Source organism: Microbacterium allomyrinae, from assembly GCF_020682705.1.
Taxonomy (GTDB): domain Bacteria; phylum Actinomycetota; class Actinomycetes; order Actinomycetales; family Microbacteriaceae; genus Microbacterium; species Microbacterium allomyrinae.
Genome location: NZ_JAGTTN010000001.1, coordinates 668,376 through 692,056, shown reverse-complemented (window position 1 = coordinate 692,056; position 23,681 = coordinate 668,376). Strand labels below are relative to the sequence as shown.

General features: G+C 68.8%; 24 protein-coding genes and 1 tRNA gene. 20 read left to right on the top strand and 5 right to left on the bottom strand.

All coding sequences use genetic code 11. The features are described 5' to 3' along the window. The first annotated feature begins 65 nt into the window (after window positions 1-65). The 10 genes from KEC57_RS03340 (at window position 66) to KEC57_RS03295 (ending at window position 9,733) form a co-directional block, all read left to right on the top strand. Window positions 66-1,442, top strand: a complete 1,377-nt coding sequence (locus KEC57_RS03340) for a flavin monoamine oxidase family protein (RefSeq protein ID WP_229383088.1) — start codon at window positions 66-68, stop codon at window positions 1,440-1,442. Continuing rightward, the gene (locus KEC57_RS03335; RefSeq protein WP_229383087.1) at window positions 1,439-2,359 is read left to right on the top strand and encodes a universal stress protein; all 921 of its coding nucleotides are present in this window, start codon (window positions 1,439-1,441) and stop codon (window positions 2,357-2,359) included. The genes KEC57_RS03340 and KEC57_RS03335 overlap by 4 nt, the downstream gene beginning before the upstream one ends. Beyond that, window positions 2,356-3,930, top strand: a complete 1,575-nt coding sequence (locus tag KEC57_RS03330; protein ID WP_229383086.1) for an APC family permease — start codon at window positions 2,356-2,358, stop codon at window positions 3,928-3,930. Before KEC57_RS03335 ends, KEC57_RS03330 begins: the two co-directional genes overlap by 4 nt. A 39-nt stretch (window positions 3,931-3,969) precedes the next feature. Next, a complete protein-coding gene (locus KEC57_RS03325; protein WP_229383085.1) occupies window positions 3,970-5,331 on the top strand; it encodes an NAD-dependent succinate-semialdehyde dehydrogenase in 1,362 nt (453 codons plus the stop codon). A 208-nt stretch (window positions 5,332-5,539) separates the two neighbouring features. After that, window positions 5,540-5,612: transfer RNA gene (locus KEC57_RS03320), tRNA-Trp, on the top strand. Window positions 5,613-5,705: 93 nt separating this feature from the next. Beyond that, window positions 5,706-5,978: a preprotein translocase subunit SecE gene (gene secE, locus KEC57_RS03315; RefSeq protein WP_229383084.1), complete on the top strand. Its 273-nt coding sequence runs from the start codon at window positions 5,706-5,708 to the stop codon at window positions 5,976-5,978. Window positions 5,979-6,061: 83 nt separating this feature from the next. Then, a complete protein-coding gene (gene nusG / locus KEC57_RS03310; RefSeq protein ID WP_229383083.1) occupies window positions 6,062-7,159 on the top strand; it encodes a transcription termination/antitermination protein NusG in 1,098 nt (365 codons plus the stop codon). A 191-nt stretch (window positions 7,160-7,350) separates the two neighbouring features. Beyond that, window positions 7,351-7,782 carry a 50S ribosomal protein L11 gene (gene rplK, locus KEC57_RS03305; RefSeq protein WP_229383082.1) on the top strand — a complete coding sequence of 144 codons (432 nt, stop codon included), beginning with the start codon at window positions 7,351-7,353 and terminating at the stop codon, window positions 7,780-7,782. Window positions 7,783-7,796: 14 nt separating this feature from the next. Continuing rightward, window positions 7,797-8,486: a 50S ribosomal protein L1 gene (gene rplA / locus KEC57_RS03300; protein WP_229383081.1), complete on the top strand. Its 690-nt coding sequence runs from the start codon at window positions 7,797-7,799 to the stop codon at window positions 8,484-8,486. A 197-nt stretch (window positions 8,487-8,683) separates the two neighbouring features. Continuing rightward, a complete protein-coding gene (locus KEC57_RS03295; RefSeq protein ID WP_229383080.1) occupies window positions 8,684-9,733 on the top strand; it encodes an NAD(P)H-dependent flavin oxidoreductase in 1,050 nt (349 codons plus the stop codon). Between the two features lie 115 nt (window positions 9,734-9,848). Here KEC57_RS03295 and KEC57_RS03290 read toward each other — a convergent pair whose 3' ends face one another. After that, entirely contained in the window at window positions 9,849-10,124 is a 276-nt protein-coding gene (locus tag KEC57_RS03290) for an acylphosphatase (protein ID WP_229383079.1), read from the bottom strand. Between the two features lie 59 nt (window positions 10,125-10,183). Here KEC57_RS03290 and KEC57_RS03285 point away from each other — a divergent pair, with 59 nt between their 5' ends. After that, on the top strand, window positions 10,184-10,537 hold the full coding sequence (locus KEC57_RS03285; RefSeq protein WP_229383078.1) for an iron chaperone: 354 nt from the start codon (window positions 10,184-10,186) through the stop codon (window positions 10,535-10,537). 69 nt (window positions 10,538-10,606) lie between these two features. Here KEC57_RS03285 and lysE read toward each other — a convergent pair whose 3' ends face one another. Next, entirely contained in the window at window positions 10,607-11,287 is a 681-nt protein-coding gene (gene lysE / locus KEC57_RS03280) for an L-lysine exporter (protein ID WP_229383077.1), read from the bottom strand. A 68-nt stretch (window positions 11,288-11,355) separates the two neighbouring features. Between lysE and KEC57_RS03275 the strand changes: the two genes are divergently transcribed. Further along, window positions 11,356-12,252 carry a LysR family transcriptional regulator ArgP gene (locus KEC57_RS03275; protein WP_229383683.1) on the top strand — a complete coding sequence of 299 codons (897 nt, stop codon included), beginning with the start codon at window positions 11,356-11,358 and terminating at the stop codon, window positions 12,250-12,252. Window positions 12,253-12,279: 27 nt separating this feature from the next. On the opposite strand, the gene KEC57_RS03270 is transcribed toward KEC57_RS03275, so the two are convergent. Together KEC57_RS03270 and KEC57_RS03265 are read right to left on the bottom strand one after the other, a co-directional pair. Then, window positions 12,280-13,329, bottom strand: a complete 1,050-nt coding sequence (locus KEC57_RS03270) for an NADP-dependent oxidoreductase (RefSeq protein WP_229383076.1) — start codon at window positions 13,327-13,329, stop codon at window positions 12,280-12,282. A gap of 127 nt (window positions 13,330-13,456) precedes the next feature. Then, window positions 13,457-14,650 carry an ROK family transcriptional regulator gene (locus tag KEC57_RS03265; RefSeq protein WP_229383074.1) on the bottom strand — a complete coding sequence of 398 codons (1,194 nt, stop codon included), beginning with the start codon at window positions 14,648-14,650 and terminating at the stop codon, window positions 13,457-13,459. Between the two features lie 115 nt (window positions 14,651-14,765). Between KEC57_RS03265 and KEC57_RS03260 the strand changes: the two genes are divergently transcribed. The 8 genes from KEC57_RS03260 to KEC57_RS03225 all read left to right on the top strand — a co-directional run bounded on the left by KEC57_RS03260 (window position 14,766) and on the right by KEC57_RS03225 (window position 23,186). Further along, window positions 14,766-15,872 carry a Gfo/Idh/MocA family protein gene (locus KEC57_RS03260; RefSeq protein WP_229383073.1) on the top strand — a complete coding sequence of 369 codons (1,107 nt, stop codon included), beginning with the start codon at window positions 14,766-14,768 and terminating at the stop codon, window positions 15,870-15,872. Beyond that, window positions 15,869-17,443: a sugar ABC transporter ATP-binding protein gene (locus tag KEC57_RS03255; protein WP_229383072.1), complete on the top strand. Its 1,575-nt coding sequence runs from the start codon at window positions 15,869-15,871 to the stop codon at window positions 17,441-17,443. Before KEC57_RS03260 ends, KEC57_RS03255 begins: the two co-directional genes overlap by 4 nt. Continuing rightward, window positions 17,440-18,543 (top strand): ABC transporter permease, encoded by a 1,104-nt coding sequence (locus tag KEC57_RS03250; RefSeq protein WP_372456941.1) that lies wholly within the window; start codon window positions 17,440-17,442, stop codon window positions 18,541-18,543. Before KEC57_RS03255 ends, KEC57_RS03250 begins: the two co-directional genes overlap by 4 nt. Continuing rightward, window positions 18,540-19,634: an ABC transporter permease gene (locus KEC57_RS03245; RefSeq protein WP_229383071.1), complete on the top strand. Its 1,095-nt coding sequence runs from the start codon at window positions 18,540-18,542 to the stop codon at window positions 19,632-19,634. Before KEC57_RS03250 ends, KEC57_RS03245 begins: the two co-directional genes overlap by 4 nt. Before the next feature lie 2 nt (window positions 19,635-19,636). Beyond that, window positions 19,637-20,848, top strand: a complete 1,212-nt coding sequence (locus KEC57_RS03240) for a substrate-binding domain-containing protein (protein WP_229383070.1) — start codon at window positions 19,637-19,639, stop codon at window positions 20,846-20,848. A 123-nt stretch (window positions 20,849-20,971) separates the two neighbouring features. Then, complete coding sequence (locus KEC57_RS03235) at window positions 20,972-21,829, top strand: sugar phosphate isomerase/epimerase family protein (RefSeq protein ID WP_229383069.1); 858 nt, start codon at window positions 20,972-20,974, stop codon at window positions 21,827-21,829. A gap of 44 nt (window positions 21,830-21,873) precedes the next feature. Further along, window positions 21,874-22,881, top strand: coding sequence for a sugar phosphate isomerase/epimerase family protein (locus tag KEC57_RS03230; protein WP_229383068.1), 1,008 nt, complete (start codon window positions 21,874-21,876; stop codon window positions 22,879-22,881). An 8-nt stretch (window positions 22,882-22,889) separates the two neighbouring features. Next, window positions 22,890-23,186 carry a Dabb family protein gene (locus KEC57_RS03225; protein WP_229383067.1) on the top strand — a complete coding sequence of 99 codons (297 nt, stop codon included), beginning with the start codon at window positions 22,890-22,892 and terminating at the stop codon, window positions 23,184-23,186. A gap of 25 nt (window positions 23,187-23,211) precedes the next feature. On the opposite strand, the gene KEC57_RS03220 is transcribed toward KEC57_RS03225, so the two are convergent. Next, entirely contained in the window at window positions 23,212-23,676 is a 465-nt protein-coding gene (locus KEC57_RS03220) for a MarR family winged helix-turn-helix transcriptional regulator (RefSeq protein ID WP_229383065.1), read from the bottom strand. Between the last annotated feature and the right edge of the window lie 5 nt (window positions 23,677-23,681).

Here is a 23,681-nt window from a genome sequence, read left to right as displayed (position 1 = left end):
ATCGTGCATGGGGAGCCGGTCCTGACGCTCGCGTCTTCTCCCCGCAACGAAGCAAAGGAGCTCCCATGGCAGAGCCGAACCGCACCGAACTCACACGTGACGTCGTGATCGTCGGGGCCGGAGCCGCGGGCCTCACCGCCGCGAACGAGCTGAAGAAGGCAGGGCTCTCGGTCGTCGTTCTCGAAGCCCGGGACCGGGTCGGAGGGCGGCTGTGGACCGACGTGATCGACGGCGCCATGCTCGAGATCGGCGGCCAATGGGTGTCGCCCGATCAGGAAGCGCTGAAGGAGACGATCGCCGAACTCGGCCTCGAGACCTACAGCCGCTACCGCGAGGGCGAGTCCGTCTACATCGGCCGCGACGGCGAGCTCACGCGCTTCACCGGCGAGATCTTCCCGGTCGCGCCTGAGACGGAGAAGGAGATCGTGCGGCTCATCGAGCTGCTCGACGCAATGGTCGCCGAGGTCGACCCCGATCGTCCATGGGAGCACCCGGATGCCGAGGCGCTCGACCGCGTCTCGTTCGAGGCATGGCTCGAGGAGCAGACCTCCGACCAGGAGGCGCGCGACAATATCGCGCTCTTCATCGCCGGTGCCATGCTCACCAAGCCCGCCTACGCGTTCTCGGCCCTGCAGGCGCTGCTCATGGCGGCCAGCGCAGGCAGCTTCTCGAACCTGGTCGACGCGGACTACATCCTCGACGAACGCGTCGTGGGCGGGCTCCAGCAGGTTCCGCTGCTGCTGGCCGAACGCCTGGGCGACGACGTGATCCTCGGCCAGCCGGTCAACGAGGTGCACTGGTCCGACGGCGGGGTCACCGTCGTCACGGATGCCGACCTCACGGTGCAGGCCCGCTTCGTGATCCTCGCCCACGCGCCGATCCTGTACCCGTGGATCGAGTTCGCCCCCGCGCTCCCGCGTCTCAAGCAGCAGATGCACCAGCACATCTCGATGGGCTTCGTCATCAAGGTGCACGCCGTCTACGACCGGCCGTTCTGGCGCGAGCAGGGGCTTTCGGGCACGGCGTTCAGCCCGTACGAGCTGTCGCACGAGGCGTACGACAACACCAACCACGGCGACGAGCGCGGCACGCTCGTCGGGTTCGTGTCGGATCGCAACGCCGACAACCTCTTCCGGGTCTCGGCCGAGGAGCGCAAGGAGCGCATCCTCGAGTCGCTGTCGCACTACTACGGGCCCGAGGCGAAGAATCCGGTCGTCTACTTCGAGAGCGACTGGGGCGCCGAGGAATGGACGCGCGGCGCGTACGCCGCGAGCTTCGATCTGGGCGGCCTGTCCCGCTACGGTGCGGACCTGCGCACCCCCGTGGGCCCGATCCACTTCGCGTGCAGCGACATGGCCGGCGCCGGGTATCAGCACGTCGACGGCGCGGTCCGCATGGGCCGGCTGGTCGCCGCCGACATCGTCGCGGAAGCCCGCCGATGAGCGGCCGGATCGTGGTCGGCTATACGGCGACGGATGCCGGGGCCGACGCGGTCGCGCTCGGTGCCCGGGTGGCGGGGGCTGCCGGTTCCGCCCTCGACCTCGTCGTGGTGCTGCCCGGCGAGGACCGCAGCGTGATCACGCCTCCCGACGCCGGCTACGACCGCTACCTGCAGGAGCAGGCGCAGACGTGGCTGGCCGAGGCATCCGCGTCGCTTCCCGCCGATCTGCCGCACGAGACCCACGTGCGCTACGGGGACTCGTTCGCCGAGGGGCTCGTCCGGGCCGCCGCAGACCTGGGGGCATCGCACATCGTGGTCGGCGCCGCCAACGGGGGCATTCGCGGCCGTCACCGGCTCGGCACCGTTGCGAGCGAGCTGCTCCACTCGTCGGATGTGCCCGTCGTGCTCGCCCCGGAAGGTTCGCGGCGCGTCGACCCGGCGAGCGGAATCACCCGCATCACGGCGGCGATCGGCACGCGGCCGGGCGCGGACGTCCTCGTGGAGGAGAGCGTCGCGCTCGCCGTCGCGACCGGTGCCGAGCTGCGTCTGCTGTCGCTCGTATCGGTGGACCTGCCCGCAACGGTCGACACCGGCGTCATCCGCATCGCCGGCGCTGCGCACGCCGGCGACGTGCTCGCCAAGGTGCTCGCCGCACTCCCCGACGGCATCGACGCCGATGTGGTGGTCGCGCGCGGTGAGAGCATCGAGGACGCCGTCTCGCATCTGAGCTGGGAGCCGGGCGAACTCGCCGTCGTCGGCTCCAGCCGTCTCGCACAGCCGCGGCGGCTCTTCCTCGGCTCGACTGCGGCGAAGATGCTGCACGAGCTGCCCGTCCCCATGGTCGTCGTGCCGCGCACGCGAGCCAAAGAAGGCGCCCGCGGCCCGGCGACCGCCGTCAAGGAAGGAGCGCAGCAATGACCGCTGCAGACTCGCGCGAAGGGGCGCAGACGCCTCTCGCCCCGCTCGACGGCGCCGAGACCGGCGGACTGTCCAAGAAGGGCCTGAGCGCCGGGACGGTCGGCCTCATCGGCGCCGTCGTGATCGGCATCTCGTGCATCGCACCCGCGTACACGCTGACCGCGGCCTTGGGCCCGACGGTGTCGGAGGTCGGCTTCCAGGTGCCGGCGATCATCCTCGTCGGCTTCATCCCGATGCTCCTGGTCGCTTTCGGCTACCGCGAGCTCAATCGGTCGATGCCCGACTCGGGCACCTCCTTCACGTGGGCGACGCGCGCCTTCGGGCCGTGGATCGGCTGGATGGCGGGCTGGGGCCTGATCGCTGCGACGATCCTGGTGCTGTCCAATCTCGCGGGGATCGCGGTGGAGTTCCTCTTCCTGCTGATCGATCAGCTCGCCGGCAGCCCCGGCACGATCGCCGAACTCGCGTTCAACCCGTTCATCAACGTCGCGGTGTGTCTCATGTTCATGCTCGGGGCGACCTTCGTCTCGTACCGCGATATGCAGACCACTCAGAAGCTGCAGTACTTCCTGGTGACCTTCCAGGTGCTGGTGCTCGTGATCTTCTCGGTCGCCGCCTTCGTGGCGGTGGCGCAGGGGAACGCGTTCGATGCCAGCCCGGTCGAGCTGTCGTGGTTCAACCCGTTCGCCGTCGGCGACTTCGCCGCGGTCGTGGCGGGTCTGTCGCTGTCGATCTTCATCTTCTGGGGGTGGGACGTCACCCTCACCATGAACGAGGAGACCAAGGACCCCGAGAGGACCCCCGGTCGGGCCGCGACGCTCACGGTGGTCACGATCGTGGTCCTGTACCTGCTCATCTCCGTGTCGCTGCTCTCGTTCGCCGGCACGGGCGCCGAGGGGCTGGGGCTGGGCAACGAGGAGATCCAGTCGAATGTCTTCTTCTACCTGAGCGGGCCGATCCTCGGACCCATGGCGTTCCTCGTGTCGCTCGCGGTGCTCACCAGCTCGGCGTCGTCGCTGCAGTCCACGTTCGTAGGCCCGGCGCGCACGCTGCTGGCGATGGGGCACTACCGCGCGCTTCCGCCGGCCTTCGCCAAGGTGTCGCCGAGGTTCTTCACGCCCGGATACGCCACCGTCGTCTCGGCGATCGTCGCGTCGGCGTTCTACGCCGTGATGCGCTTCATCAGCGAGGACGTGCTCTGGGACACGATCACGACCCTCGGCATGATGATCTGCTTCTACTACGGGATCACGGCGTTCGCCTGCGTCTGGTACTTCCGCAAGCAGCTGTTCGATTCGACGAGGAACGTGTTCTTCATGTTCCTGTTCCCGCTGATCGGCGGTCTCATCCTGCTCTTCCTGTTCGGCAAGACGCTGATCGACTCCATGGACCCCGGTTACGGCAGCGGGTCGAACATCGGTGGCCTGGGGCTCGTGTTCATCCTCGGCGTCGTGGTCATCGGCCTCGGCATCGTGATCATGATCTGGCAGGCGATCAAGCGTCCGGCCTTCTTCCGCGGCGAGACACTCAGTCTCGATGCACCGCCGAGCCTTCGCCGCGCCCGCCGGTGAACGCCAGACTGACAAGAACCACCTCGATCGGAGAACGCAATGAGTGAGTACGCCGTCGTCAACCCCGCAACGGGACAGACCCTGGCCACGTACCCGACCATCACCGACGAGGCGCTGGAGAGCGCCATCGCCACGGCGGATGCCGCCTACCGCGTGTGGCGCGATGTGCCGGTGCCCGAGCGCGCGGCCGGCATCCGCCGGGTGGCGCAGCTGCATCGCGAGCGCCGCGACGAGCTCGCGGCGATCATCGTGCGCGAGATGGGAAAGCCGCTCGAGGCCGCCCTCGGCGAGGTGGATTTCGCCGCGGACATCACCGAGTACTACGCCGACCACGCCGACGAGATCACGGGCGACCAGCCCATCGACATCGAGGGCGAGGGCACCGCGGTGATCCGGCGTTCGGGGCTGGGCGTGCTGCTCGGCATCATGCCGTGGAACTTCCCGTACTACCAGGTCGCCCGCTTCGCGGCCCCGAACATCGTCATCGGCAACACCATCCTGCTCAAGCACGCTCCGCAGTGTCCCGAGTCGGCGGCGGCGATCGAGAAGATCTACGCGGATGCCGGACTCGGCGACGGCATCTACACCAACCTCTACGCGACCAACGAACAGTCGGCCGTAGTCATCGCCGACCGGCGGGTGCAGGGAGTCTCGGTGACCGGGTCCGAGCGCGCCGGCGCTGCGGTCGCCGAGATCGCCGGACGCAACCTCAAGAAGGTCGCGCTCGAACTCGGCGGCTCCGACCCGTTCATCCTGCTCTCCACCGACGACCTCGACGCCGCGGTGGAGGCAGCGGCCGCTGCGCGCCTGGACAACACCGGTCAGTCGTGCAACGCGGCCAAGCGCTTCATCGTGGTGGACGGGCTGTACGACGCGTTCCTCGAGAAGTTCACCGCTGCGATGTCCGCGGCCAAGGTCGGCGACCCGTTCGCAGACGACACCGTGCTCGGCCCGCTCTCGTCGCTCACCGCGGCGGAGCGCCTCGCCGAGCAGGTCGACAAGGCGGTCGGGCAGGGGGCGAGGCTGGTCACCGGCGGTACGCGCGATGGCGCGTACTATCCCGGGACGGTGCTGGCCGACGTCACGCCCGAGATGGATGCCTATCGCGAGGAGTTCTTCGGCCCCGTGGGCGTCGTCTACAAGGTCGCCGACGAGGACGCCGCGGTCGCTCTCGCCAACGACACCAGCTTCGGCCTCGGCTCGTACGTCTTCACGACCGACCAGGAGCAGGCGGCCCGCGTCGCCGACAAGATCGATGCCGGCATGGTCTACGTGAACCTCGTGCTCGCCGACGAGCCGGGGCTGCCGTTCGGCGGTGTGAAGCGCTCGGGTACGTCGCGCGAGATGGGCCTGCTCGCGGCCGACGAGTTCGTCAACAAGAAGCTCATCCGCATCGGCTGAGCTGCGATCCGGTGGCGGCCGTGGCCACAGCGCTCTCGTGCTTCCGGCTCGAGTTCGCAGGCTCAGCGGCCATGCCGTACACTGGATCATGCAGTTGAAGTCTGCATTCTTTCGCCGTGCCCGCCGTTCCGAGTGATCAGCAGTGTGGCCTCCTCTCGCTCACGTGATGGGAGAAGAGTGCGGGTTTCGCCGAGACCTCCGGGTCTCTAGGGCGGTAGCTCAATTGGCAGAGCAGCGGTCTCCAAAACCGCAGGTTGCAGGTTCGATTCCTGTCCGCCCTGCGCGTCAGCGCAACGCCGGTGCACCAACGCAGGCGGTTGACAACACAGTGCGTCGGCCCTCGCCGACTCACGGAAGGTAATCAGGTGGCATCGATGGTTCAGGACGAGCCGAAGGGCGAGGTCGTCCCCGCAGGTGGAACGACTGCGCCCCGCGAGAAGAAGTCGAACGTCTTCACGCGTATCGCCCTGTTCATCCGCCAGGTCTTCGCCGAGCTCCGCAAGGTCGTCACACCGACGCGCCAGGAGCTGCTGAAGTACACCGGTGTGGTGCTCGGATTCGTCGTCGTGATGATGGCGATCGTCTACGGCCTCGACGTGCTGTTCGTGTGGATCACGGCGTACGTCTTCGGAGTGCCCAGCGCCTGATCTCCGGGCGCTCACGAGCCGATCGAAGAGCGCGAGCGGACGGATCACAAGTCCGACGCAGACGGAACGGAAGAGAATTTCACGTGACTGAAAGATATGTCGACGACGCCGACTGGGCGACGGCTGCGGAGCAGTCCTCGGAGGACGACGAAGCGCAGGAAGGCAACGTGCTGGCCGCTGAAGAGCGGTCGGTCGAGGCCGCCGAGCACGTCGCCATCCACATCGTCGAAGACGGCGAAGAGAGCGACGCCGACCTGGACGACATCGACATCGACGACCCGGAGGCCGACGCCATCGTGAACGACGCGCTCAACCTGGACGAAGCAGCCGAGACCGAGGCTGCCGCCGAGGTGCTCAACGACTCGATCGCCGAAGAGGAGGCCGAGCACGCCGCCGAGGCGGCGGACGAGGTCGCCCCGTACGACGGACCCGACGTGAACGGCGACGAGGACGAGCCCGTTCTCGATGAAGACTTCGTCGCCGACGTGGATGCCGCGGCAGCCGTCGTCGACGACGCCGAGGCCGCCGAGATCGAAGGCGACGAGAGCGACGAAGAAGACGAGGAAGACCCGTACGAGGCCTTCCGCGCCGAGCTGCGCTCGCTCCCGGGCAAGTGGTACGTCATCCACTCCTACGCCGGCTTCGAGCGCAAGGTGAAGGCCAACATCGAGCAGCGCAAGTCGACGCTCGAGGTCGAAGAGGAGATCTTCCAGATCGAGGTCCCGATGGAGGACGTCGTCGAGATCAAGAACGGCCAGCGCAAGATGGTCACGCGCGTCCGGATCCCCGGCTACGTGCTCGTGCGCATGGAGCTCACCGAAGACACCTGGTCGGTCGTGCGGCACACGCCCGGCGTCACCGGCTTCGTGGGCAACGCCCACAACCCGACGCCGCTGCGCTTCGAAGAGGCCTTCAACATGCTGAAGAGCCTCGTCGAGGTCAAGGAAGTCGCCACCTCCAAGGGTGGTGCGGCCAAGAAGGGCCAGGCTGCCGCTCGCGTCATCGCCGAGGTCGACTTCGAGGTCGGCGAGACCATCACGATCAAGGAAGGCTCGTTCGCGGGTCTGCCCGGAACGATCAGCGAGATCAAGCCGGAGAGCGGAAAGCTCACGGTCCTCGTCTCGCTCTTCGAGCGCGAGACCCCGGTCGAGCTGTCGTTCGACCAGGTCACCAAGCTTTGACGCGAGCCGGATCAATGCGAGCGAAGCTCGCGTTGATGCGGCGAGGGTCAAGGTTGAGTAGCCCGCGAAGCGCGCGTATCGAAACCCAATAGAGACTTCCCGGGTCACCCGGGAGAACCGCTGCTCGGAAACGCCGAGTGTGCGGGAGAACCGCTTGCCACGGCATCCGGTTCGAACGAAAGGAAACAAGAATGGCACCGAAGAAGAAGGTGACCGGCCTGATCAAGCTTCAGATCAACGCCGGTGCAGCCAACCCGGCGCCGCCGATCGGGCCCGCGCTCGGTCAGCATGGCGTCAACATCATGGAGTTCTGCAAGGCGTACAACGCCGCGACCGAGTCGCAGCGCGGCAACGTCATCCCCGTGGAGATCACCGTCTACGAGGACCGCAGCTTCACCTTCATCCTGAAGACCCCGCCGGCCGCTGAGCTCATCAAGAAGGCCGCCGGAGTCCAGAAGGGCTCGCCGACCCCGCACACGACCAAGGTGGCCAAGCTCACCAAGGAGCAGGTGCGACAGATCGCCGAGACGAAGCAGCCCGACCTGAACGCGAACGACATCGAGGCCGCCTCGAAGATCATCGCCGGCACCGCCCGTTCCATGGGCATCACGGTCGAGGACTGAGGGGAACAGTAACCATGGCAACCAAGTCCAAGGCCTTCCAGGCCGCTGCCGCCAAGATCGAGGCGGACAAGTTCTACACTCCCAGCGAAGCCGTTGCTCTCGCGAAGGAGACCGGTTCGGCGAAGTTCGACTCGACCGTCGAGGTCGCGCTGAAGCTCGCCGTCGACCCGCGCAAGGCGGACCAGATGGTGCGCGGCACCGTCATCCTCCCGCACGGCACCGGCAAGACCGCCCGCGTCATCGTGTTCGCGACGGGTCCGGCCGCTGAGGCCGCGATCGCCGCCGGCGCTGACGAGGTCGGTGGCGCCGAGCTCATCGAGAAGGTCGCCGCAGGCTGGACCGCGTTCGACGCGGCCGTCTCGACGCCCGAGCTCATGGGCCAGGTCGGTCGTCTCGGTAAGGTGCTCGGCCCCCGTGGCCTCATGCCCAACCCGAAGACCGGCACCGTGACCCCCAACGCGGCCAAGGCCGTCGAGGAGATCAAGGGCGGAAAGATCGAGTTCCGCGTCGACAAGCACGCCAACGTGCACTTCGTCGTCGGAAAGGCGTCGTTCTCGGCCGAGCAGCTCGACGAGAACATCCACGCTGCGCTCGAGGAGATCATCCGCCTCAAGCCGTCCAGCTCGAAGGGCCGTTACATCCAGAAGGGCGCCGTGTCGACCACGTTCGGCCCCGGCATCCCGCTGGACGTCAACGCTCTCTGACACCTGTGATCGCGTAGGCGGGCAACCGCCGAGTCGATCCGCACGATGGGGCTCCACCTTCGGGTGGGGCCCCATCGTCGTCACTGCCTGCGCGTCTCTGCCCCTGCGCTGCGCTCTGTCTCGCGGTCGTCGCGCGATCCGCGGCTGAGGAGATCGGGGGCGACACGCCGGTGCGGGACGCGAGTAGCGTCGACGCCATGGCGCGGACTCTGCAGGATCTGTTCGGAATCGATACGCCGATCGTGCTCGGCCCCTTCGGCGGCCTGTCATCGATCGCGCTGACCGCGGCGGTGAGCGATGCCGGCGGGCTCGGCTCGTACGGGCTCTACGGCTACTCCGCAGATCGCATCAGCGACACCCTGGCGGCCCTGCATTCGGCGACGTCGCATCCCTTCGCCGTCAACCTCTGGCTGCCCACCGGCGATGAGGTCACGCCGGGAGAGGTCGATCTCGGACCGGCGATCGACGCCGTCCGGCCTCTCTTCGACGAGCTGGGCATGCAAGCGCCCTCGCCGCCGATCGAGTTCCTTCCCGATGTCGACTCCCAGCTGACGGCGGTGCTGGATGCCGCGCCGGCGGCGCTGAGCGTCGTGTTCGGCGTCCCCTCGGGGCGGATCGTCGCGGCGGCGCACAGTCGCGGCGTCCGCATCATCGGCACCGCGACCACCGTCGCCGAGGCGGTGGTGCTCGCCGCGGCCGGCGTGGACGCGATCGTCGCCACCGGCGCGGAGGCCGGAGGTCACCGCGTCTCGTTCCTGGGACCCGCCGAGGACTCGCTCGTCGGCACGTTCTCGCTGGTGCCGCAGGTCGTCGACGCCGTCGACGTTCCCGTGATCGCCGCTGGGGGGATCGCGGATCGACGCGGCGTCGCGGCGGCGTTCGCGCTCGGCGCTTCGGGCGTGCAGGTGGGCTCCGCATTCCTGCGCACCCGGCAGTCGGCCGCCACCGATGCGCACCGCAGGGCGCTCGCGCAGTCCACCGACACGGCCACGGTGCTCACCCGGGCGATGAGCGGACGCCTGGCGCGCGGCATCCCGAATCGTGCAATGCGCGTGATCGAGTCTTCGGGCATCATGGCGCCCTTTCCTGCTCAGAACTGGCTGACCGGGCAGTTCCGCGCCGAGGCCGGGCGCCGTGGCGAAGGCGAGCTGGTCTCGCTGTGGGCGGGACAGTCGGCCGGGCTCGCGACGCGCGACGAGGCCGCGGACGTGTTCGCCGAACTCGCCGCCGGCCTTCCTGCCGGCTGAGGCGGCACCGACTCGGCACCGACTCGTCACGGGGTACCGCACCGCGGATGCCGGCGTCGGCGGCTCGCATCCGGTTCGCCCTTCTGCGCGCCGGGCCTGCTCGCAGCGACGAGGGTCAGGCGGGCGGGCGCACCTCGAAACCCGCGTCGCCCGCGGGCGCGGCATCCGTCACCGTCGCGGAGCCGACCCGTGCACCGGGCGGGCCCTCCGCCATCCACGCGAGCACCTGGTCGACCCGCTCGGGCGAGCCCTCGAACTCGGCCTCGACTGTCCCGTCACGGCGATTGCGCACCCACCCCGAGACACCTGCCTCGCGCGCGATCATGCGCATCGTGTACCGATATCCGACACCCTGCACCTCGCCGCCGACCACCACGCGCACCCGCCTCATGACTCCATCGTGCCGCGCGCGGGCTGCCGGTGGCGAGGCGCGGATGCAAAGATGCCTGCATGGGAACCGTCGATGACCTTCTGGCCGGGCTCGACCCCGCCGACCGCCCCTCGATCGAACGCGTGTACGAGATCGCGCGCGAGGTGGTGCCCGAGGCGGAGCAGGGGCTCGGATACGGGATGCCGGCGCTCGTGTACCGCGGTAAGCCGCTGATCTCGGTGATGCGCGCGAAGAAGCACATCGGCGTCTACCCGTTCAGTCCCGATGCCGTGTCGGCGGTGGCGGGCATGCTCGCATCGCATCCTGGGATCGGCCTCGACAAGGGCACGATCAGGTTCCAACCCGACCACCCGATACCCGACGACGTCGTGCGGGCGCTGGTCATGGCACGCAGGGACCAGATCGAACGGTGAGCCTGCTGCGGCGATCTGCCGGCGTCAGCGGTGTCAGCGGTGTCAGCGCTGTCAGCGGTGTCAGCGCTGTCAGTGGGGGAGGACGAGACCGACGCCGAGCGCGATCATCACGACAGCGATGACGGCGTCGACGATGCGCCACGCGCGCGGCGTCGACAGCCAGCGGCTCAGGAACCGGCTGCCGAACGCGAGGCCGAAGAACCACAGCACGCTCGCGGTCATCGCGCCGGCGGCGAAGATCCACCGGGCGTCGCCGTGGGTGTTGGCGACCGTGCCGAGCAGGAAGACCGTGTCCAGATACACGTGCGGATTGAGCCAGGTGAGCGCGAGGCAGGTGAGCAGCGCGGGGGCCAGCGTCGCGCGCGCCGTGACGGCGACGCGTCCGGCCGCGCCTGATGAATCCGCCGGGGAGTTGCCGCGGGAGTCGGCATCGTCGACCGTATCGGCAGACGCGAGTGCCGCGCCGGACGGGCGCCATGCGCGCCGCGCCGCAATCAGGCCGTAGCCGACGAGGAAGACCGCGCCGGCCCATCGCACGACATCCACCAGCCATGGCACCGCCTGGAGCACCAGCCCGATCCCCGAGACTCCGAGTGCGATCAGCACGGCATCGGATGCCGCGCAGACGGCGGCGACCGCCAGCACGTGTTCACGCCGCAGGCCCTGCCGCAGGACGAAGAGATTCTGCGCGCCGATGGCGATGATCAGCGAGAAGCCGAGACCGAGGCCGGCAAGGAGGGACGTGAACACACTTCGACGGTAGAAGCCGGGGCTACCGTAGTCCAGCTCATGGTTCTTCGGTAGCATTAGAGATGCTTATGTCGCGCATCCCGTTCGATCTCGCCGAGACCCTCGCCGCCGTCGTCGACGAAGGGACGCTGGATGCCGCCGCCCGACATCTGCACATCACGCCTTCTGCCGTCAGCCAGCGCGTCAAGACGCTCGAAGAGCAGCTCGGACGAGTGCTGCTGGTGCGCTCCAGACCCGTCCGCGCCACCGAAGCGGGCGCGGCGGTGATCCGCCTCGCTCGTCAGGCCGCACTCCTGGAGTACGACACGCTCGCGGAGCTGGGCGAGGATCCCGCGGGCGGTGCCCGCACCAGCGTGCCCCTGGCGGTCAACGCCGACTCGCTGGCCACCTGGTTCCTCGAGCCGCTCGCACGGCTGTCGGAGCGGCATCCCATCGTCTTCGATCTGCATCGCGACGATCAGGACTTCACCGCCGGTCTGCTCGAATCCGGCACGGTGATGGGTGCCGTCACCTCACGCCGGGCGCCGGTTGCCGGGTGCCGCGTCTCGGCGCTCGGTGCCATGCGGTACGAGGCGGTCGCGACACCCGCGTACGTCGAGCGATGGCTGAGCGGTGACCGCTCGGGGATCCTCGCCGGTGCACCGCTCGTGGACTTCGACCGTCGCGACGACCTGCAGAACGTCTGGCTCTCGGCCCAGGGTGTGGATCCGGCCACGGTGCAGCGCCACTACGTGCCGGCATCCAACGACTTCGCGACCGCGGTGAAGCGGGGGCTCGGGTGGGCGATGCTGCCGCGCTTCCAGTCGCACGAGGCGTTGGAGCGCGGCGAGCTGGTGCTCCTCGGCGGTGCGCCGGTCGACGTCGCGCTCTACTGGCAGCAGTGGAACCTGCGTTCACCCCTTCTGGACGCGATCGCCGAAGAGATCGTCAGCGAGGCGCGCCGGGTGCTCGCTCCGCTGTCGTGATCGAGACGCGCCGGGTGTATCCGCGCGTCAGTCGTCGCTGACCCGCAGCACGATCTTGCCGCGAGTGTGCCCCTCTTCGAGCTCGCGGTGCGCGGCGGCCGCGTCGGCGAGGTCGTAGACCTTGTCGATATAGACCTGTACGGCGCCGGAGTCGAGCAGTCGCGCCATGGTGGCAAGGGCCCCGCCGTCGGGGATGACCTTGTAGCTGGTGGCGCGCACGCCCGCCTCTGCCGCGGCTTCGGCGTATCCGGGCCAGGAGCCGGTCGGAACGACGATGTACAGCCCGCCGGGGCGGAGGACCCGCAGTGATCGCGCGCCGGTGTCGCCCTGGACGTCGCCGACCAGGTCGATCACGACATCCGCGTCGGAGACGACTTCCTCGAAGCGGGTCGTCGTGTAGTCGATGACGACCGCGGCCCCCAGTTCCCGCAGCCACGAGGCATTGCGAGCCGATGCCGTCACGGTCACGTGGGCCCCGAAGTAGGCGGCGATCTGCACCGCGAAGTGGCCGACGCCGCCGCTTCCGGCGTGGATCAGGATCCGCTGCCCCTCGTGGGCGTGCGCGGTCTCGACGACCAGTCCCCAGGCGGTGAGCGCGGCCAGCGGAACGCCGGCCGCCTCGACGTGCGACAGCGAACTGGGCTTGCGCGCCACAGAGAGCGACGGAACCACGGTGTATTCCGCATAGGTGCCGCCGGAGCGGGGGAAGGCCGCCATCCCGAACACCGGTGTCCCGGGCGGGAAGGGGTGGGATTCGTACGGGCTCTTCACCACGATCCCGCTGAAGTCGTACCCGAGCGTGGCGGGGAAGGCGCTGATCGCTCCCGCGACCCCGGCCCCGGCGCGGGTCTTCGCATCGATCGGGTTCACTCCCGCGGCGATGACGCGCACGAGCAGTTCGCTGATGACGGGGGAGGGCACGGGAACGGATGCCGCATGCAGCGTGTCGGGACCGCGCGGGGCCTCGACACCCTCAGGGGCATCCACCACCATCGCCCGCATCTCGGCGGGTGGGACGGGCACCGGGACCTCGTCCGGTTGTGGTGCCGGTGCCGATCGCAGCGGTCGGAATCTCATGGCTCGCCCCTTCCGCATGCATGTCGTCGTCGGCAGCATGTGCCTCGTGAGAGACAGTCAACCCTGCAAATGTCTCGCACGTGTTACGCGGGTGCTACCGCATGGCTAATCCCCGCAGATGCGACGATCAGGCGCGGATCGCGCGGGCGTCGACGGCCGAGGGGGAGAGCACCTGCTGGGTGACCATGATCGCGGCTCCGAGCACGCCGGCCGTCTCGCCCGCCTGCGACTGGACGATGCCGAGATGCTGTGTCGCCAGGGGGATGGAGCGGCGGTAGACGACCTCTCTCACCCCGGCGAGCAGATGCTCTCCGGCGCGCGCGATGCTGCCGCCGATCACGATGACGGAGGGATTGAGCATGTTCACGACGGTGGCGAGCACCTCGCCGACTTCGCGACCGGCTTGGCGCGTCGCCGCGATCGCCGCGGGGTGTCCGGAGCGGACGAGGCGCACCACGTCGGAGCTTCCGGCGGCGTCGATGCCCTGCGCGCGCAGGTCGGCGGCGATCGCGGTGCCGCTCGCGATGGCTTCGAGGTCACGCTCGTCCCCGGGTGGACGCGGCGAGTCGTGGCTGAACGGCACCTGCACGTGGCCCATGTCGCCCGCGGATCCCTGGGCGCCGCGTTGAAGGACGCCTCCTGAGATGATGCCCGCGCCGATGCCGGTGGCGACCTTCACGTAGACGAGATCCTGGACCCCCGGCCAGCCGAGGGCCTGCTCACCGAGGGCGAGGATGTTCACGTCGTTGTCGACGAGCACGGTGACGTCGAACGTGCGCTGCACGTAGCGCGGGACGTCGAAGCGGTCCCAGCCCGGCATGATGGGCGGGTTCGTGGGGCGTCCGGTCGAGTGCTCGACCGGACCGGGCACCCCGATCCCCACGCCGACGAGCCGTTCCGGCGCTGTCCCGCACCGCTCGAGCAGAGCGACGCCCTCCGCGATGACGGAGTCCAGGACGCGCTCGGGTCCGTCGGCGATGTCGAGCGGGTGGGTGTTGGACACGAGGATGTCGGCGGCGAGGTCGGCGACGGCGACGGTCGCGTGGGTCGCGCCGAGGTCTACTGCCAGGACGACGCCGGCCGCGGGGTTGAAGGCGACGCGGGCGGGTGGACGTCCCCCGGTGGAGACGGCCTCGCCGGCGGGACGCACCAGACCCGCGGTGAGCAGTGCGTCGACACGTCCTGAGACGGTCGAGCGAGCGAGTCCGGTGAGGGTGGCGAGCTCGGCCTTCGTCCGCGCGCGCCCGTCGCGGAGGATCTGGAAGATCTCGCCCGCGCCCGTGGTGCCGGCGGCCCCGCTGCCGCGCGCTGCATCGACCATGGCGACAGTAAAGCACACGCCTTCTGTGCCTCTCGCGATCGACTTAACATCACGACAAGATCACTTTTGACGAAGACCTAGCAAAAGTCATCGGATGCGTGTCACAATCGGCTCCATGACTACGGAAGTCACCGACATCGTCGTCGGCACGCTCCGCACCGGCCTCGTCGGTGCCGGCTTCATGGCGCGAGTCCATTCCGCCGCCTCTCGCCGAGCCGGTGCCCGGCTCACCGCCGTCGCCACCTCGAATCCCGCACGAGCCGAGGCTGCGGCACGTCACCTCGGCATCGAGCGGGCCGAGGGCAGCGCACGCAGTCTGCTCGCGGCATCCGACATCGACGTGGTGCACATCTGCACCCCGAACGGGACCCATTCATCGCTGGCGCTCGCGGCGCTCGCCGCCGGCAAGCACGTCGTGTGCGAGAAGCCGCTCGCGACCTCAGCGGCCGACGCGCGTGCGCTCGTCGCCGCCGCAGACGAGGCCGGCCTCGTCGCGGCGGTCCCGTTCGTATACCGGTACCACCCGATGGTCCGCGAGGCTCGTGCCCGCATCGCACAGGGCGAGGCGGGGACGCTCCTCAGCATCGACTGCTCATACCTGCAGGACTGGATGCTGAGAGCCGACGACGACGACTGGCGAGCGGATGCCGCCGCGGGCGGCCCGTCGCGTGCGTTCGCCGATATCGGATCGCACCTGTGCGACCTGATCGAGTTCGTCACCGGCGAGCGCATCACCCGCCTCACGGCCCGCACTCGCCGGGTGTTCGACGAGCGCGGCGGACGGGGGGTCTCGAACGAGGACATCGCGGCCGTGCTCGTCGAGACCGAGTCGGGGGCGATCGGAACGCTGCTGGTGTCGCAGATGGCGCCCGGTCGCAAGAACGCCCTCGTCCTCGAGCTGCACGGCACCGATCACAGCATGCGGTTCGCCCAGGAGCGCCCGGAGGAGCTGTGGATCGGCGGCCGCGAGGGCTCCCGGCTGCTGCTGCGCGATCCGGCCACCGCCGCGCCCGACTCGGCGCGCCTGCAGAGCGCCCCCGCCGGGCATCCGATGGGGTATCAGGATGCGTTCGACGGCTTCATCGCCGACGTGTACGCCGCGATCGCCGGTGAGGAGCCCGAAGGACTTCCGACGTTCGCCGATGGACTGCGCGCGGCCGTTCTCACGGAGGCCGTACTGGCGGCTGCCGACTCGCGCACGTGGATCGAGGTGCCCGCATGACCGATACGATGCTGGCCGACACGCCGCTCCCGCCCGGAGAATCAGACGTGGTGCTCACCGCGCGCGGGATCTCCAAGAGCTTCTTCGGCGTCCGTGTGCTCGCGGGTATCGACATGGATGTCCGCCGCGGCGAGGTGCACGGCCTCGTCGGAGAGAACGGCGCCGGCAAGTCGACGTTCATGAAGATCCTCGCCGGGGTGCACCATCGCGACAGCGGGTCGATCGAATTCGAGGGCCGGCAGGTCTCGTTCGCGCACCCTCGCCAGGCGATGGACGCGGGTCTGGTCACGGTGTTCCAGGAGTTCAACCTGCTCCCCGAACGCACCGTCGCTCAGAACGTCTTCCTCGGCCGCGAGCCTCGCCGGGCGGGTCTGATCGATCGCAAGGGCATGATCCGGCGCACCGGAGCCCTGCTGGAGGAACTCGGCGTCACCTTCATCGACCCGTCTGCGCGTGTGGGCTCGCTCACCGTCGCGGAGCAGCAGATCGTCGAGATCGTCAAGGCGCTGTCCTTCGATGCCCGGGTCATCTCGATGGATGAACCGACCGCGGCGCTGAGCGACCACGAGGTGGAGCTGCTCTACGCGATCATCCGCAAGCTGACCGCGCGCGGGGTCGCGGTGATCTACGTGTCGCACCGACTCAAAGAGATCTTCGATCTCTGCGACCGCATCACGATCCTGAAGGACGGGGCGCTCGTCTCCACGAATGCCGCCGCCGACCTCACGAACGCAGAGCTGGTGCGCCGCATGGTCGGCCGGCCCATCCAGTCGTACTTCCCGGGGCCGGTCGAGGGAACCGCCGTCGGGGCGGTGCGCCTGGAACTCGAGGAATGCGGCAACGAGTTCGTCGACGGCGTGACGATCTCGGTGCGCGGGGGCGAGATCGTCGGCGTCGCAGGTCTCCAGGGGTCCGGGCGCACGGAGCTCGTCGAGGGGATCTTCGGAGTCCATGGATTCACTCGCGGACGCATGACGCTCGATGGCCGCTCGACCCGGCTCACGAGCGCGCGGGCCGCGGTGAAGGCGGGGCTGGCTCTGGTCACCGAAGACCGCAAGGCGCAGGGGCTGGCGCTCGGCCAATCGGTGCTCGACAACTCCCTCCTCGTGGTGCGCAGCGTCTTCGCAGGACGCACCGGAGCCTCGCGCAAGCAGGTGCCGGGCATTCTGAGTTCGCTGGAGGTGTCGTCGCAGGGCGTCGACCAGGAGGTGCGCTACCTCTCCGGAGGAAACCAGCAGAAGGTCGTCCTCGCGAAGTGGCTCGTCACCGACCCGCAGATCGTCCTCTTCGACGAGCCGACGCGTGGCATCGACGTCGGCGCGAAGGTCGCGGTGTACCAGCTCATGCGCCAGCTCGCCGCCGATGGCAAGGCCGTGCTGATGGTCTCGAGCGAGCTGCCGGAGATCATCGGCATGAGCGATCGCATCCTCGTCATGCGCGACGGCGAGATCGCCGCCGAGCTGCCGGCAGGGTCGGCCGAGCACGAAGTGCTCGCGGCGGCGACCGGTTCGGGCGGTGGCGCCGATGACACCCGGGATCCCGGTCTCAGCGACGACGGGAGCCGGCCGTGAAGCGCATCCGCGTCGATTCCACGATGATCGTGCTCGGCATCCTCCTGCTCGTCATCGTCATCGGCGCAGTACTCGTGGCGACCGTCGGGCGCAGCTTCTTCAGCCCCGGCAACATCCGCGACATCCTCACCGGGATGAGCGTGCTGGGCCTGGTGGCGATCGGGCAGACGCTGGTGATCCTGGGCGCGTCGCTCGACCTCTCGGTCACGTACGTGATCAGCCTCGCGAGTCTGATCGCCGCCACCACCATGAACGGCAACCCCGCCAACATCCCGTGGGCGGTCACCCTCACTGTCGTGATGTGCGCCGCGATCGGGCTCGCGAACGGGTTGATCGTCACGGTGCTGAAGGTCAACGGCTTCATCGCGACGCTGGGCGTCGGACTGATCCTGCAGGGAGTGCTGAACACGAACTTCCAAGGCAGCGCCGGATCGGTTCCGTGGGCCTTCCAGATCATCGGGGCCACGGGTATCGGCCCGGTGCCGGTGTCGACGCTCATCATGATCGCGCTCGCGGTGGTGGTGTGGTTCCTGTTGGATCGCACCCGAACCGGCGCGCATCTGTTCGCCGTCGGCGGCGACCCCGAAGTGGCCCGTCTCTCGGGGGTGCGCACGCGTCCGCCACTGATCGCCGCGCATGTCCTGTGCTCGGTGTTCGCGGGGCTGGCGGGGCTGCTGCTGGCCAGCCGCCTCGGCGTGGGCAGCCCTACCGTCGGTCAGCAGGGCGGGTACGCGCTGCTGTCGATCGCGGCCGTCGTGCTCGGCGGCACGCTCCTGATGGGCGGCCGCGGCTCGATCTGGGGCACGATCGGCGGCGTGGCGATCTTCGCGGTCGTCGACAACGTGATGAGCGTCATGCAGGTCAACCCGTTCCTCAAGGACGTCGTCCGCGGAGTCGTCATCGTCGCCGCGGTCGCGGTGTACAGCCGCCGGGCGATCGTGCGTCGTCGGACCAGGTTCGGACCCGGTGGGACCAGGACCGGTGGGGATGCCGCGGCCGCCGCCGCCGCACCCGCCATGGCCGCGGCATCCCACGCGCTCGAAGCGGAGGCCACCGCCGCCGATGCCGGCGGCGCGGAGCGAGGGGGTGAGTCCCGATGAACGCCCTGCGTGCACTCGTGAGCCCGCGCGGCGCGGTGTTCCTGCTGCTGGTGATCCTGCTGGTCGCGGTGATCGTGCTGAACCCGAACTTCGCCGAGCCCGGCCAGTTCATGCGCTTCATCCAACGGGTCGCGCCCGTCGCGATCGTCGCGATCGGCCAGTACTTCGTGATCGTCGCCGGGGAGTTCGACCTCTCGCAGGGGTCGCTCATCACCGCGCAGGTGATCATCGCCGGCAACCTCGTCGGTCAGGACGACGCCCGCACGCTCCCGGTGCTCGGCCTCATGGTCGTGCTCGGTCTCTTCATCGGTCTGGTCAACGGGCTGTTGACGACACTCCTCAAGGTGCCGTCGTTCATCGTGACCCTCGGCATGATGCTCGCGCTCCTCGGACTCGTGCTGTGGTGGACGGGGGGCGCGGCCACGGGCAACCCGGCCGACAGCTTCCGCCAGATCGGGCGAGGCGGCATCCGCGACATCCCCGTGCTCGACTTCCTTCCCTGGTCGGTGCTGGTGCTCGCGGGATGGCTCGCGCTCGGCATCTGGGTGACGAAGCGGCCGCTCGGAAAGCTCCTCATCGCGATCGGCGACAATCCGCGCGCCGCCCGCTATTCGGGAGCGCGCGACTGGTGGGTCACGACGCGCGCGTTCATGATCTCCTCGCTGTCTGCGACCGTGTCGGCCGTGCTCCTCGTCGGCTACGCGGGCGTGCACCCGTCGGTGGGCCGCGGCTACGAGTTCGTCGCGATCACCGCTGTCGTGCTCGGCGGTGTGGTGCTCGGCGGCGGGCGCGGCTGGATCGTGGCGGCCGTCGCGGGGGCATTCGTGCTCGAGGCCCTGTTCCTGCTGCTGAACATCGCCGGCGTGCCGTCGTCGCTGCGCGACGCCGTTCAGGGCGTCATCATCATCGCCGCCGTCGCCTATTCCGGCCTCGTGTTCCGATCCCGGCGCCGCGGGGCGCCCCCACAGACTTCTCCCGAACCGGGGAAGCGACCCGACGCACCGCCTGGTGTCGAGGAGTCGTCCGCATCACCTGCCCTCGTCGTCGAGGGCGTCGCAGGAAACACAGTCACAGAGAACAGAGGAGACTAGCAATGCGACGATCAATGAAGATCGCCACCACATCGGTGGCGCTCGTCGGCCTCTTCGCCCTCGCGGGGTGTACGACCGATCCGACCGTGGCCCCGCCGGACTCGTCCGCCGAGGCGACCGATGACGGCGGTGCCAACGAGTGGTTCGACCAGGCCCTGTTCGACACGCAGATGGCCCAGCGCGAGGTCGTGCCCGAGGGGCCCGAGGACGAGCCCTACCTGCAGTACATCGACGCCGAGATGATCGACACCTCGCAGTACGCGAGCACCGGCGCGAAGAAGGCCTGCTTCGCGAATGCGTCGATCTCCAACCCGTGGCGCCAGACCGGCTGGATCACCATGAACCAGCAGCTGGAGGTGCTGCAGGAGCAGGGCGTGATCAGCGAGATGGAGACCCGCGACGCGCAGGACTCCGACGACACGCAGATCGCCGACATCGACTACTTCATCGCTGAAGGCGGCTGCGACGTCTTCATCATCTCGCCCAACAGCACGGCGGCGATGACCCCGGCCGTCGAGCGTGCCTGCGAGACCGGCAAGCCGGTGATCGTGTTCGACCGCGGTGTCGAGACCGATTGCCCGGTGACGTTCATCCACCCCATCGGCGGCTTCGCCTGGGGCATCGACACCGCGCAGTTCCTCATCGACAACCTCGAGGAGGGCGACAAGGTCGTGGGGCTCAGAATCCTGCCGGGTGTCGACGTCCTCGAACAGCGCTGGGCCGCGGCCGAGTACATGTTCGAGGAGGCCGGCATCGACGCCGTCGACTACTTCACCGGTGCCGACCCTGCCGAGATCAAGAGCATCATCAGCGACGAGCTCGCCAAGGGCGATGTCGCGGGGATCTGGATGGATGCCGGTGACGGCGCCGTCGCCGCGATCGAGGCCTTCGAGGATGCGGGAGTGGACTACCCCGTCATGACGGGAGAGGACGAGATGAGCTTCCTGCGCAAGTGGAAGGAGACGGGCCTGACCGGGCTCGCTCCGGTGTACTCGAACTTCCAGTGGCGGACGCCGCTGCTCGCGGCGCAGAAAATCTTCGCCGGTGAAGAGGTTCCCAAGGAGTGGGTGCTCCCGCAGGTGCCGATCGAGGCCGGGGAGCTGGACCAGTGGCTCGAGGCGAACGAGGGCATGCCCGACGGGCACTACGCGAAGTTCGGCGGCGAGAACCTTCCGGGCTACCCCGAGGTCTGGCAGCAGCGCCAGATCCCGTAGGTCGCGCTGACCTGTCCCACTTCCTGCCGCGCATGTCCCGATGACACCGCTTTCCGGGTCTTCGGGACGGCAGGAAGCGGGACACGGTCCCGCTCGAGCAGCCGAACGACGATGAGGAGGAGCATGCTGCGCACGATCGGTGTGAACACCTGGGTGTGGACCTCGCCCCTGACCGATGAGTCGCTCGCCACGCTCGCCCCCCGCATCGCGGAGTTGGGGTTCGGCGCGATCGAGCTTCCGCTGGAGCGCGCAGGGGACTGGGATCCAGCCCGCACGAATGACCTGCTCGAGGCGCTCGCGCTCGCCCCGATCGTCGTGGGCGCGATGGGACCGGGGCGATCGCTGCTCGAGCGTGCCGGCAACGTCCCGGCCACCCAGGCGTACCTGCGAACCTGCATGGCCGCGGCGCTCCGGGTGGGCGCTTCGGTCGTGGCCGGGCCCTTCTATGCACCGACCGGGGTGACGTGGCGCATGACGCCGGAGGAGCGCACCGAAGTCGTCGCACGGCTGCGCCGCAACCTCCGGCCTCTTGTGGACGAGGCCGCCGAAGCGGGACTCACCCTCGCGATCGAACCGCTCAATCGCTATGAGACCAGCGTTCTCAACACGGTCGACCAGGCGCTCGACGCGCTCGGGCCGCTGCTCGGTCCGGGCCTCGGTCTCGCGCTCGACACGTACCACCTCAACATCGAGGAGAAGAGACCGGATGCCGCGATCCGTGCGGCCGCCGGGCGAATCGCCCACGTTCAGGTGTGCGGCAGCGACCGCGGTGCCGTGGGCGACGATCACACCGATTGGCCTGGGGTGCTCGACGCTCTGGACGATGCGCGCTACGAAGGAGTGCTGGGACTTGAGAGCTTCACGGGCGAGAACGCCACGATCGCCGTGGCCGCCTCGGTGTGGCGCCCGCTCGCGGAGTCGCAGGATGCACTCGCAGAGCGGTCGTTGGCCTATCTGAACGACCTGCAGTCCGCGCGCTGACTGCGCAGCCAGACCCCGAAGACGACATACGAGGAGAAGATCGCATGGCCGAGCACCCGGTCACGTTGTTCACCGGTCAGTGGGCGGATCTGCCTTTCGAGGAGGTCGCCCGGCTGGCGGCGTCCTGGGGATACGACGGGCTCGAGATCGCGGCTTCCGGCGACCACCTCGATGTGAAGCGCGCCGACGAGGATGACGACTATGTCGCTTCGCGACGCGAGATCCTCAACCGCCACGGCCTGCGGGTGTTCGCGATCTCTCACCATCTCGCCGGACAAGCGGTGTGCGATGCGCCGATCGACTTCCGCCACCAGGCGATCCTGCGGGACTACGTGTGGGGTGACGGCGACGCCGAAGGGGTGCGGCAGCGGGCCGCGGAGGACATGAAGCGCTCGGCGCGCGTGGCGCGCAAGCTCGGCGTCGACACCGTGGTCGGCTTCACGGGTTCGTCGATCTGGCCGTACGTGGCGATGTTCCCCCCGGTTCCCGCATCGGTGATCGAGCGGGGTTTCGACGACTTCGCCGCACGCTGGAATCCGATCCTCGACGTCTTCGATGCCGAGGGTGTGCGATTCGCACATGAGGTGCATCCGGGCGAGATCGCCTACGACTACTGGACCTCGGTGCGCACGCTGGAGGCGATCGGGCACCGCGAGGCGTTCGGATTCAACTGGGACCCGTCGCACATGATGTGGCAGAACATAGACCCGGTGGGCTTCATCTGGGACTTCCGGGACCGCATCTACCACGTCGACTGCAAGGACACCCGATTGCGCCCGCGCAACGGTCGCGCGGGCGTGCTGGGCTCCCATCTGCAATGGGGCGATCCGCGTCGCGGATGGGACTTCGTCTCCACCGGGCACGGCGACGTGCCCTGGGAGGACTCGTTCCGGGCTCTGGACGCGATCGGCTACACCGGTCCGATCTCGGTGGAGTGGGAGGATGCCGGGATGAGCCGCCTGCACGGTGCCGCCGAGGCGATCGATTTCATCCGCTCGCTGCTGTGGAAGGCGCCCGACGCACCCTTCGACGCGGCGTTCGGCAACCAGTGAGGAACAGCATGCCGATCCAGCACACCGTCGTCTTCCGTCTGATCCACGCCCCGGGATCCGCAGCAGAGCAGAAGTTCTTCGCGGACGCGCGTACCGCTCTCGGCGGCATCCCCGGGGTGGCGGATTTCGAGATCGCGCGCCAGGTGAGCGCGAAGAGCGATCTCACCCACCGCTTCTCGATGGCGTTCGTCGACGAATCCGCTTATCGGGCATACGACGAGCACCCGGTTCACGTGGCCTTCGTCGCGGAGCGATGGACGCGCGAGGTCGCGCAATTCCAGGAGTACGACTACATCGTGCTCTGAACGGCGATCAGCGGTGGCGCTGGTGTCAGTCGATCGGCGCCACGCCCGCCGTCAGTGCGTGCAGCAGACGCGAGAGATTGCGGATGTCGTCGACCGGCCATTCCTCGAGGGCTCGCAGCAGCGCATCCTCCTGCGGCATGCGCGCCTGGGTGAGCCGCTCCAGGCCCAGCGGCGTCGGCGACAGCAGGCTGGATCGACCGTCTTCGGGATCGGGCGTGCGCTCGATGAGACCCAGCTGCTCGAGCTCGCGGACCGTGCGGCTGATCTGACCCTTGTCGGACATCAGCGTCTCGGCGAGCGCCGACAGGGTGACCCGCTCGCGGCGGACGATCGTCGTGAACACCTTGTAGGCGCCGGGCAGCATGCCCGGGCTCACACGGTTGGCGTTCTCGGTGATGATCCGCCGGAAGCGGTTGATCAGTTCGCCGAACTCCGACTCGAGGGCGCGCACCGCCTCGGTGCGCGCCTCTCGGGTGTCGTCGGAGATCATCGTGA

Bases quoted from the DNA above. Each gene is read 5' to 3' on its own strand.
- KEC57_RS03260 (WP_229383073.1), top strand. From the start codon at position 14,766: ATGACTACGGAAGTCACCGACATCGTCGTCGGCACGCTCCGCACCGGC.
- KEC57_RS03220 (WP_229383065.1), bottom strand. From the start codon at position 23,676: ATGATCTCCGACGACACCCGAGAGGCGCGCACCGAGGCGGTGCGCGCC.
- rplK (WP_229383082.1), top strand. From the start codon at position 7,351: ATGGCACCGAAGAAGAAGGTGACCGGCCTGATCAAGCTTCAGATCAAC.
- KEC57_RS03290 (WP_229383079.1), bottom strand. From the start codon at position 10,124: ATGAGGCGGGTGCGCGTGGTGGTCGGCGGCGAGGTGCAGGGTGTCGGA.
- KEC57_RS03255 (WP_229383072.1), top strand. From the start codon at position 15,869: ATGACCGATACGATGCTGGCCGACACGCCGCTCCCGCCCGGAGAATCA.
- secE (WP_229383084.1), top strand. From the start codon at position 5,706: ATGGTTCAGGACGAGCCGAAGGGCGAGGTCGTCCCCGCAGGTGGAACG.
- KEC57_RS03330 (WP_229383086.1), top strand. From the start codon at position 2,356: ATGACCGCTGCAGACTCGCGCGAAGGGGCGCAGACGCCTCTCGCCCCG.
- KEC57_RS03240 (WP_229383070.1), top strand. From the start codon at position 19,637: ATGCGACGATCAATGAAGATCGCCACCACATCGGTGGCGCTCGTCGGC.
- KEC57_RS03335 (WP_229383087.1), top strand. From the start codon at position 1,439: ATGAGCGGCCGGATCGTGGTCGGCTATACGGCGACGGATGCCGGGGCC.
- KEC57_RS03245 (WP_229383071.1), top strand. From the start codon at position 18,540: ATGAACGCCCTGCGTGCACTCGTGAGCCCGCGCGGCGCGGTGTTCCTG.
- KEC57_RS03270 (WP_229383076.1), bottom strand. From the start codon at position 13,329: ATGAGATTCCGACCGCTGCGATCGGCACCGGCACCACAACCGGACGAG.
- KEC57_RS03275 (WP_229383683.1), top strand. From the start codon at position 11,356: ATGTCGCGCATCCCGTTCGATCTCGCCGAGACCCTCGCCGCCGTCGTC.
- KEC57_RS03265 (WP_229383074.1), bottom strand. From the start codon at position 14,650: ATGGTCGATGCAGCGCGCGGCAGCGGGGCCGCCGGCACCACGGGCGCG.
- KEC57_RS03225 (WP_229383067.1), top strand. From the start codon at position 22,890: ATGCCGATCCAGCACACCGTCGTCTTCCGTCTGATCCACGCCCCGGGA.
- KEC57_RS03340 (WP_229383088.1), top strand. From the start codon at position 66: ATGGCAGAGCCGAACCGCACCGAACTCACACGTGACGTCGTGATCGTC.
- KEC57_RS03235 (WP_229383069.1), top strand. From the start codon at position 20,972: ATGCTGCGCACGATCGGTGTGAACACCTGGGTGTGGACCTCGCCCCTG.
- rplA (WP_229383081.1), top strand. From the start codon at position 7,797: ATGGCAACCAAGTCCAAGGCCTTCCAGGCCGCTGCCGCCAAGATCGAG.
- KEC57_RS03325 (WP_229383085.1), top strand. From the start codon at position 3,970: ATGAGTGAGTACGCCGTCGTCAACCCCGCAACGGGACAGACCCTGGCC.
- KEC57_RS03295 (WP_229383080.1), top strand. From the start codon at position 8,684: ATGGCGCGGACTCTGCAGGATCTGTTCGGAATCGATACGCCGATCGTG.
- KEC57_RS03285 (WP_229383078.1), top strand. From the start codon at position 10,184: ATGGGAACCGTCGATGACCTTCTGGCCGGGCTCGACCCCGCCGACCGC.
- KEC57_RS03230 (WP_229383068.1), top strand. From the start codon at position 21,874: ATGGCCGAGCACCCGGTCACGTTGTTCACCGGTCAGTGGGCGGATCTG.